Below are 9279 nucleotides of genomic sequence, written 5' to 3' on the forward strand. Positions count from 1 at the left end.
GATCCCGACCTTCTGCGAGAAGCCCGTCGCTCCCGACCTGGCCGACACCCATCGTGTTGTCGAGTTGGTCGAGGCCTCGGACGTTCCCGTGCATATCGGCTTCCATCGCCGCTTCGACGCCGGCTACCGCGCCGCCCACCAGAAGGTGCGGACCGGCGAGCTCGGCTTCGTGCACCACATCCGGGCGAACACGAACGACGCGTTCCCGCCGCCGGAGGAGTACATCCCGGCCAGCGGCGGCTTCTTCCGCGACTGCTTGGTGCACGACTTCGACATCATCCGCTTCGTCACCGGCCGCGAGGTGGTCAGCGTCTTCGCCACCGGCGCGAACCGTGGTGAGCCCTTCTTCAGCCGGTACGGCGACGTCGACGCGGCCGCCGCACTCCTCACGCTCGACGACAGCACCTTCGTCTCGGTCAGCGGCACCCGGTACAACGCCGCCGGGCACGATGTCCGGATGGAGTTGCTCGGCAGCCTCGGCTCGATCGCGGTCGGGCTGGACGAGCACACCGCGCTGCGATCCGCCGAGCCAGGGGTGACCTTCCCGGACGGCGAATCGCACACCACGTTCATGGACCGGTTCCGCCCGGCGTACGTTGCTGAACTCACCGCCTTCACCGAGGTGATCGCCGGCACCCGCGAGGTGCCTTGCACGGTCCGGGACGCGCTGCAGGCCTTCCGGATCGCGGACGCCTGCGAGGTGTCCCGGCACCAGAACCGCAGTGTCGCCCTGGCGGAGATCGGCTCGTGAAGTCGTCAGTGTCCCGGCATCTGAAGGAGATCAGTCGATGAGTGACCTTGCTGCCCGGATCGCCGGAGCCCCGATCTCCTGGGGTGTCTGCGAGGTCCCCGGCTGGGGCTGGCAGTACGACCCCGAGACCGTGCTGCACGAGATGCGTGAGGTCGGGATCGCCGCGACCGAGTTCGGCCCGGACGGGTTCCTGCCGGAGGACCCGGCGGAGAAGGCGAAGACGCTCGCCGATCTCGGATTGCGAGCCGTCGGGGGATTCGTTCCCGTAGTACTGCATGATCCTTCGCACGATCCGGGGATCGAGGTGGCTTCGGCGCTCGAGGGATTTGTGGCCGCTGGGGCGACCACCTTGGTACTGGCTGCCGCGACCGGCCAGGACGGGTACGACGATCGCCCGGTACTGGACGACGCCGGCTGGGAGACGTTGCTCGCGAACCTGGATCGCCTGGCCGGTATCGCCGCAGCCGCCGGGATCCGGGCCACGATCCATCCGCACGTCGGCACCATGATCGAGAACGCGGACGACGTACGGCGCGTCCTCAACGGCTCGGCGATCGGCCTGACCCTCGACACCGGGCACCTCCTGATCGGCGGGGTCGACCCGGTCGCGCTGGCGCTCGAGTTCACCGACCGGATCAAGCACACGCATCTGAAGGATGTGGACGCGGCCTGGGCGGCGAAGGTCCAGTCCGGCGAGGTCGGGTACACCGAGGCTGTGCGGCAGGGGATGTACCGGCCGCTCGGGCAGGGCGACATCGACCTGGCCGCGATCGTCGGCGCACTGGAGAAGAGCGGGTACGACGGCTGGTACGTCCTCGAGCAGGACACGATCCTGCCGGAGCGACCCACTGACGAGGGGCCGGTGGTCGACGTCAGGACAAGTGTCGAGAACCTCCGGCGGATCGCCGAGGACATCTGATGGCAGACGATGTACTGACGATCGGACGAATTGGCGTCGATCTCTATCCGCTGCAGACCGGCACGCATCTCGAGGATGTGGAGAGCTTCGGTAAGTTCCTCGGTGGGAGTGCGACGAACGTCGCGGTCGCGGCGGCCAGGCACGGGCGCAAGGCGGCGGTGATCAGCCGGACAGGCAACGATCCGTTCGGCACCTTCATCCACCGGACGCTGCTCGAACTGGGCGTCGACGACCGCTTCGTCACGCCGGTGGACGGGCTGCCGACACCGATCACCTTCTGCGAGATCTTCCCGCCGGACAACTTCCCGCTGTACTTCTACCGGTTCCCGAAGGCACCGGACCTGGTCATCAATCCCGAGGAGCTGGATCTGCAGGCGATCAGGGACGCACGCATCTACTGGTCGACCGTAACGGGCCTGTCGGCCGAGCCGAGCCGGTCGGCGCATTTCGCGGCCTGGGAAGCCCGGGAGCGCAAGCCGATCACGGTGCTGGACCTGGACTACCGGCCGATGTTCTGGGCTGATCCGAGTGAGGCGCACGAGCAGGTCAGCCGGGCCTTGCAGTACTGCACGGTTGCCGTCGGCAACCGCGAGGAGTGCGAGGTCGCGGTCGGTGAGACCGATCCGGACAAGGCGGCGCAGGCGTTGCTCGACCGCGGGCTGGACCTGGCGGTGGTGAAGCAGGGGCCGAAGGGCACGCTGGCGCGTACTCGCGACGAGCGGGTGGAGGTGCCGCCGTTCCCGGTCGAGGTGGTCAACGGGCTGGGCGCGGGGGACGGGTTCGGCGGGGCGCTCTGTCACGGTCTGCTGGCAGGCTGGCCGCTCGAGAAGGTGATCCGCTTCGCGAACACCGCCGGCGCGATCGTCGCCTCCCGCCTCGAATGCTCCACCGCGATGCCCACCGAGTCCGAGGTCCTCACCCTGCTGGGAGACAACGCATGAGCGGGTCGGAAGGCGGCCTGCGATCTGCCGGGCGGATGGACCTCACGGAGCTGCGGGTTCGGTATCCGGAGCGGATTGCGGAGGCGTGGCAGCAGCGGCGGCGGCGGGAACTGGTTGGTGAGGACGGGCGGTTGCTGATTGTCGCCGCCGACCATCCGGCGCGGGGTGCGCTGGGGGTTCGCGATGACCGGATGGCGATGGCGAGCCGGCCCGGACTGCTCGATCGTCTGTGCACCGCGTTGCGGCGGCCGGGTGTCGACGGCGTGCTGGCGACGCCGGATGTGCTGGAAGACCTGCTGCTGTTGGGCGTTCTCGAAGGCAAGGTCGTCATCGGGTCGATGAACCGCGGCGGTCTGCAAGGCGCGTCCTTCGAGTTGGACGATCGCTTCACGGCCTACGGTACGGCGGACGAACTCGCCGCGCGCCGGTTGGACGGGGGCAAGATGCTGACCAGGATCTGCCTCGAGGATGCCGGAACCGTGGCGACCCTGGAAAGCAGCGCGCGGGCCGTGACGGAACTGGCCGACCGCAAACTGATGGCGATGGTCGAGCCGTTCTGGTCGGTACGCCGCGACGGCCGCACCACCAACCTGCTCGATCCCGACTCGGTGATCAAGTCGGTCCACATCGCCTCCGGGCTCGGCGCGACCAGTGCGTACACCTGGCTCAAGCTCCCGGTGGTGGACGACCTGGCAAGGGTGATGGAGGCAACCACCCTGCCGACGCTGCTGCTCGGCGGTGATCCCACGGTCGCGCCCGAGGAAACCTACGCATCCTGGGGCAAGGCGCTGAGTCTGCCGTCGGTCCGGGGCCTCGTAGTGGGCCGAGCCCTCCTCTTCCCCCCGGACGGCAACGTCTCCGCAGCAGTAGACCAAGCCGCCGCTCTCGTCCACGGAGGCGCGGCATGAACCCGCGCCCTCGCCCCGCTGCCATCCACGGAGGCGCCGCATGACTCGGCACCCTCACTCCACCGCCGTCCACGGAGGCGCTGCATGACCTGGCGCTCTCGACTCTCCACCACCCTCGTTCTCGGAGGTGCTTTATGACTGCATGGTTCAGGCCGGCTGGATCCACCGCGCGGGACAGCTTCGAGCTCGCCGTCAGCCCCGGCGAACAGGACTGGCACCACACCGGCCTGTACGTCGCCACGTTGCGGCCCGGGCAGTCCGTCGAGTTCGACACCGGCGACTGCGAGTACCTCGTGCTGCCGCTCAGCGGATCCGCCGAAGTGGTCGTGGACGGAGAAACCTTGCCTCTCGGCGGCCGCGCCGATGTCTTCGCCGGCCCGACCGACTTCGCCTACGTGCCGCGCGGAACCACCGTCGCCGTCGTCAGCGCAGGCGGTGCCCGGATCGCCTTCCCCCACGCGAAGGCAGCCTCGGACTACCCGTACCGGCGGATCGGCATCGAGCAGGTCGAGACCGAGTTGCGTGGCGCAGGTGTCGCCTCCCGGCAGGTCCGGAACTTCGGCACGCCGGCCGTGCTCGAGGCGGACTCGATCATCGCGTGCGAGGTTCTCACCCCGGCCGGGAACTGGTCGTCGTACCCGCCCCACAAGCACGACGAGCACAAGCCTGGCAAGGAGAGTGTGCTCGAGGAGATCTACTATTTCGAGCTCCAGCTGTCCGACGATGCTCCGGAAGGTGTCAAGGGCAACGACCCGATCGGCTACCAACGGGTCTACGGCACCGAGGATCGGCCCATCGACGTCCTCGCGGAGGTCCGCACCGGGGATCTGGTGCTGGTGCCTCATGGTTGGCATGGTCCGGCGATGGCGCCTCCTGGCTATGACATGTACTACCTGAACGTGATGGCCGGTCCCGGCACCGAGCGCGCGTGGTTGATCAGCGATGACCCGCAGCACGCTTGGGTCCGCGAACTGTGGAACACCCAGCAGCTCGACCCACGACTGCCCTTCGGGACAGAGCGATGATCGACCCACGACTGCCTTTCGGAGGAGAGCGATGACAGTGCGCCTCACGGTCGCCCAGGCCCTGGTGCGATTCCTGAGCGTCCAGTACTCGGAGCGCGACGGCCAAAGGCAACGGTTGTTCGCCGGCTGCTTCGGCATCTTCGGCCACGGCAACGTGGCCGGCCTAGGCCAGGCCTTGCTGCAGGCCGAGCTCGAAGATCCCGAAGCGCTGCCGTACATCCTTGCCCGCAACGAGCAGGCGATGGTGCACAGCGCCTCTGCCTTCGCCCGGACCCGCGACCGCCTGCAGACCTACGCCTGCACCGCGAGCGTCGGCCCTGGCTCGACCAACATGATCACCGGCGCAGCGCTCGCCACGGTCAACCGGCTGCCTGTCCTCCTCCTCCCTTCAGACGTCTTCGCGACCCGGGTCGCCACCCCCGTCCTGCAGGAGCTCGAGAGCACGACCGCCGGCGACATCTCCGTCAACGACGCCTTCCGCCCGGTCTCCAAGTACTTCGACCGCATCTGGCGCCCCGAACAGTTGCCATCGGCCCTGCTCAACGCCATGCGCGTGCTCACCGATCCGGTCGAGACCGGCGCGGTCACCATCGCGCTGCCGCAGGACGTGCAGGCGGAAGCGTTCGACTGGCCCGAGGAGCTGTTCGCCGAGCGCACCTGGTACGTCGCCCGGCCGTTGCCTGAGGCATCGATTGTCGAGAAAGCGGTAGAGCTCCTGAGGTGTTCGGAACGCCCGCTGATCGTGGCAGGTGGCGGCGTGGCGTATTCGCAGGCCCAGGACGCGCTCCGAGAGTTCGCCGAGGCCACCGGTATCCCGGTCGCGGAAACCCAGGCAGGCAAGGGATCTCTGCGCTACGACCACCCGCAATCGGTCGGTGCCGTCGGCTCGACCGGGACCACGGCTGCGAACGCTCTGGCGCGCGAGGCCGATCTGGTGATCGGCATCGGCACCCGGTACGGCGACTTCACGACGGCGTCGCGGACGGCCTTCCAGAACCCGGACGTGCGGTTCGTCAACATCAACGTGGCGCGGTTCGACGGTGGCAAGCATGCCGGCCTTCCTCTCGTCGCGGATGCCCGGGAAGCCCTTGTTTCCCTGCGATCCGCGGTCGGTGATTGGTCTGTACAGGAAAAGTACAAGGATTTGACCGTCGAGCTGGCACGAGTTTGGGACCGGACCGTCGAGCAGGCGTACAACCCGCCTGCGGAGGTTGTGGATAACCTCGCCGACGGCCTGCTGACCCAGGGCGAGGTGATCGGGGCCGTCAACGAATTGTCGGAGCCGCGTGATGTGGTGGTTTGTGCGGCCGGTTCGATGCCGGGCGACCTGCACAAACTGTGGCGGACACGCGACCCGAAGGGATACCACGTCGAATATGGCTACTCCTGCATGGGTTACGAGATCGCCGGCGGACTCGGTGTCCGGCTTGGCGCGCCAGACCGCGATGTCTTCGTCCTGGTCGGCGACGGGTCGTACCTGATGATGTCCAGCGAGCTCGTCACCGCCGTCCAGGAGAACGTGAAGATCATCGTGGTCCTGGTGCAGAACCACGGCTTCGCCTCCATCGGCGCCCTGTCCGAGTCCCTTGGCTCCCAACGCTTCGGTACTGCGTATCGCAAGCGCAGCGGCGACGGGCGTCTCGACGGCGACTACCTGCCGGTGGATCTGGCGGCGAACGTGCGCAGTCTCGGCGTCGAGGTGCTCGAGGTGAACAGCCGGGCCGAGTTGGAGAAGGCGATCGGTACAGCGAAGGCCGCCGACGGCCCGATCGCGATCCACGTGAAGACGGATCCGCTGATCGGAGCACCCGACAGTGACTCGTGGTGGGACGTTCCGGTGAGCCAGGTGTCCGACCTGGATTCCACCCGCGCCGCGTCAGCGTCGTACGAGGAATCCAAGAAGATGCAGCGGCCCTATCTGGCGCCGGCGGCAGTCGAGGGGGAGAGCTGAATGGGGCAGGTCACCATCGGAAGCGCGCCGGACTCGTGGGGCGTCTGGTTCGCCGATGATCCGCAGCAGACGCCGTGGGAGCGGTTCCTCGACGAGGTCGCGACCGCGGGCTACCGGCGGATCGAGCTCGGCCCGTACGGCTACCTGCCGACCGATCCTGCCCAGCTGAAGGAAGAGCTGGACAAACGTGGCCTCGAGGTGACAGCGGGCACGATCTTCGAGCACCTGCACCGGCCGGACTCGTGGGACTCGACCTGGCGCGACGTATCCGCGGCGGCCGAGCTGACCGCGGCGATGGGGGCGAAGCACCTCGTCGTCATTCCCTCGATGTGGCGTGACTCCTCCGGCCAGGTGATCGAGCCGCGGCTGGACCACGAGGGCCAGGCGTGGCATGGCCGGCAGATGACCGAGCTCGGCCGGCGGGTCGCCGCGGAGTACGGGCTGAAGACTCAGTTCCACCCGCACGCGGACGGGCACGTCGACACGCAGGACACGGTTGAGCGCTTCCTCGAGGAGACGGACGGGGAGTACGTCAACCTGTGCCTCGACACGGGGCACATCAGCTATTGCGGTGGCGACAACCTGCAGTTGATCCGCGACTACCCGGACCGGATCGGGTACGTGCACCTGAAGCAGGTCGACCCCGCCGTGCTGGCAACTGTGGAAGAGCAAGGGCTCGGCCTTGACGAGGCGGTGAAGCTCGGGGTGATGTGTGAACCACCGCTCGGTGTGCCCGACCTACCGCCGGTGCTGGACGCGTTGGCCGGGCTCGACGTCGAGCTGTTCGCGATCGTGGAGCAGGACATGTATCCGTGCGCACGGGACGTCCCGCTGCCGATCGCGGAGCGGACACTGACGTATTTGAAGACCCACGGGGGTGGTGTAGCGGTCTGACGACCGGCAAAGGTGGTATCTCTGCTGGGTCGAACACAACGCCGCGGCGTTACCGCGGAACGTCTGAAAGGTGTAGTCATGGTTCGGTGGCAGAAGAAGGCGGTGGCCACGGGGGCGGCGCTCGTCGTGGTCGCGGCGCTCGGCGCCTGTAGTTCCTCCGGTGGCAAGCAGGAGGAGGAGAACGCCGGTGGTTCCGGTGGCAACGTGGCGAACACGCCCCGGATCAAGATCGCGATGATCACGCACTCGGGTCCCGGTGACACGTTCTGGGACATCGTCCGCCGCGGCGCGGAGGCCGCCGCCCAGAAGGACAACGTCGAGTTCCAGTACTCCAACGACGACGACGGCGCCGCGCAGGCGAACCTGGTGCAGACTGCGATCGACGCCAAGGTCGACGGCATCGCGGTCACGCTGAACAAGCCGGACGCGGTGATGCCGAACGTCAAGAAGGCGATCGCGGCAGGCATCCCGGTGACCATCCTCAACGGCGGCCTCGACGTCTGGAAGAGCTCCGGAGCGATCGGGTACTTCGGCCAGGACGAGCAGATCGCGGGCCAGGCGACCGGGGACAAGCTCAAGCAGCTCGGCGCGAAGAAGGTCCTCTGTGTCATCCACGAGCAGGGGAACGTCAGCCTCGAAGCGCGCTGTCAGGGCATCAAGGACAAGTTCGGCGCGGTCGAGAACCTGAACGTCAACGGCAAGGACCAGCCGGGGACCCAGGCAACGATCACCTCGAAGCTCCAGCAGGACAAGGCCGTCGACTACGTGGTCGGGCTGAACGCGGGCGTCACCCTGACCGCGGTCACGGCAGCCAAGGACGCCGGCTCGTCGGCCAAGATCGGCAGCTTCGACATGAGCAAGGAGATGGCCAAGGCGGTGAAGGACGGCACGGTGGACTTCGCGGTCGACCAGCAGCCCTATCTGCAGGGGTACCTGGCCATCGACGCCATCTGGCTCTACAAGACGAACGGTGACACGATCGGCGGTGGCGAGGCCACGCTCACCGGTCCGGCGTTCATCGACAAGACCAACATCGACGCGGTGGAGAAGTTCGCCGCGGCGGGGACGCGCTGAGGTAGGGGTATGGCTTCGACGATCACGTCCCCCGCGGACCTGGACGACCGCGTCTCGACGCGTTCGATCGGGACCCGCCTGCAGAGCCGTCCCGAGATCGGATCCCTGGTGGGCGCGGCGGTGATCCTGGTGTTCTTCATCGTCACCGCGGCACCGTTCCGGGACATCAACAACACCGGCACGATCCTGTACGGGGCCGCACTGATCGGTGTGATGGCCGTGCCGGTGTCGCTGCTGATGATCGGCGGGGAGTTCGACCTGTCGGCCGGCGTCGCGGTGACGACGGCCGGCCTGACGGCCGGCATCTTCGCCTACCAGTTCAGCGTCAACGTCTGGCTCGGGGTGGCGGTCGCGCTGATCCTCGCGTTGCTGATCGGTGCCTTCAACGGCTGGCTGTTGATGCGGACCGGGCTGCCCAGCTTCCTGGTGTCATTGGGCACCTTCTTCATCCTGCAGGGCGTGAACCTCGCGGTCACCCGGATGACGTCGGGAGCGGTCGCGTCGAACTCGATCAGCGACATGGACGGGTTCGGCGCGGCGCACAAGGTCTTCGCCTCGGAGTTCAAGCTCGGCGGGATCACGATCAAGATCATCATCGTCTGGTGGATCGTCTTCGTGGCCATCGCCGCCTGGGTGCTGCTGCGGACCAGGATCGGCAACTGGATCTTCGCCGTCGGTGGGGACGCCGCGGCGGCCCGGGCAGTCGGCGTACCGGTGGCGAAGGTCAAGATCGGCCTGTTCATGACGGTCGGCTTCTTCGCCTGGTTCACCGGTATGCAGTTGCTGTTCGTCCAGAACGGCGTCGTGCAGTCGGGT

Annotated in this window: 9 protein-coding genes; all 9 read left to right on the top strand. The window is 67.5% G+C overall.

The genetic code is table 11. The annotated features are described in order from the left end of the window. The coding region (locus tag VFG33_RS29785) for a Gfo/Idh/MocA family protein (protein WP_325056308.1) at positions 1–751 on the top strand (751 nt) is incomplete at its 5' end. A gap of 37 nt (positions 752–788) precedes the next feature. Next, the gene (locus tag VFG33_RS29790; RefSeq protein ID WP_325056309.1) at positions 789–1670 is read left to right on the top strand and encodes a sugar phosphate isomerase/epimerase family protein; all 882 of its coding nucleotides are present in this window, start codon (positions 789–791) and stop codon (positions 1668–1670) included. Further along, entirely contained in the window at positions 1670–2611 is a 942-nt protein-coding gene (iolC, locus tag VFG33_RS29795; RefSeq protein WP_325056310.1) for a 5-dehydro-2-deoxygluconokinase, read from the top strand. The genes VFG33_RS29790 and iolC overlap by 1 nt, the downstream gene beginning before the upstream one ends. Positions 2612–2646: 35 nt before the next feature. Further along, positions 2647–3519: a Cgl0159 family (beta/alpha)8-fold protein gene (locus VFG33_RS29800; protein WP_325056316.1), complete on the top strand. Its 873-nt coding sequence runs from the start codon at positions 2647–2649 to the stop codon at positions 3517–3519. 134 nt (positions 3520–3653) lie between these two features. After that, positions 3654–4544, top strand: a complete 891-nt coding sequence (gene iolB / locus VFG33_RS29805; RefSeq protein WP_325056311.1) for a 5-deoxy-glucuronate isomerase — start codon at positions 3654–3656, stop codon at positions 4542–4544. 31 nt (positions 4545–4575) lie between these two features. Further along, positions 4576–6495 (top strand): 3D-(3,5/4)-trihydroxycyclohexane-1,2-dione acylhydrolase (decyclizing), encoded by a 1920-nt coding sequence (gene iolD, locus VFG33_RS29810; RefSeq protein WP_325056312.1) that lies wholly within the window; start codon positions 4576–4578, stop codon positions 6493–6495. Beyond that, positions 6496–7389, top strand: coding sequence for a TIM barrel protein (locus VFG33_RS29815; protein WP_325056313.1), 894 nt, complete (start codon positions 6496–6498; stop codon positions 7387–7389). 78 nt (positions 7390–7467) lie between these two features. After that, positions 7468–8463: a substrate-binding domain-containing protein gene (locus tag VFG33_RS29820; RefSeq protein WP_325056314.1), complete on the top strand. Its 996-nt coding sequence runs from the start codon at positions 7468–7470 to the stop codon at positions 8461–8463. 9 nt (positions 8464–8472) lie between these two features. Continuing rightward, positions 8473–9279: ABC transporter permease (locus VFG33_RS29825; RefSeq protein ID WP_325056315.1), on the top strand; the 807-nt coding region annotated here is incomplete at its 3' end.

The sequence above is a fragment of the Kribbella sp. genome (assembly GCF_035687465.1).
Taxonomy (GTDB): Bacteria; Actinomycetota; Actinomycetes; order Propionibacteriales; family Kribbellaceae; genus Kribbella.

What these genes read in the sequence shown, in the direction of transcription:
- iolD (WP_325056312.1), top strand. Translation starts at nt 4,576, where the DNA reads ATGACAGTGCGCCTCACGGTCGCCCAGGCCCTGGTGCGATTCCTGAGC.
- VFG33_RS29800 (WP_325056316.1), top strand. Translation starts at nt 2,647, where the DNA reads ATGGACCTCACGGAGCTGCGGGTTCGGTATCCGGAGCGGATTGCGGAG.
- VFG33_RS29820 (WP_325056314.1), top strand. Translation starts at nt 7,468, where the DNA reads ATGGTTCGGTGGCAGAAGAAGGCGGTGGCCACGGGGGCGGCGCTCGTC.
- iolC (WP_325056310.1), top strand. Translation starts at nt 1,670, where the DNA reads ATGGCAGACGATGTACTGACGATCGGACGAATTGGCGTCGATCTCTAT.
- VFG33_RS29790 (WP_325056309.1), top strand. Translation starts at nt 789, where the DNA reads ATGAGTGACCTTGCTGCCCGGATCGCCGGAGCCCCGATCTCCTGGGGT.
- iolB (WP_325056311.1), top strand. Translation starts at nt 3,654, where the DNA reads ATGACTGCATGGTTCAGGCCGGCTGGATCCACCGCGCGGGACAGCTTC.
- VFG33_RS29815 (WP_325056313.1), top strand. Translation starts at nt 6,496, where the DNA reads ATGGGGCAGGTCACCATCGGAAGCGCGCCGGACTCGTGGGGCGTCTGG.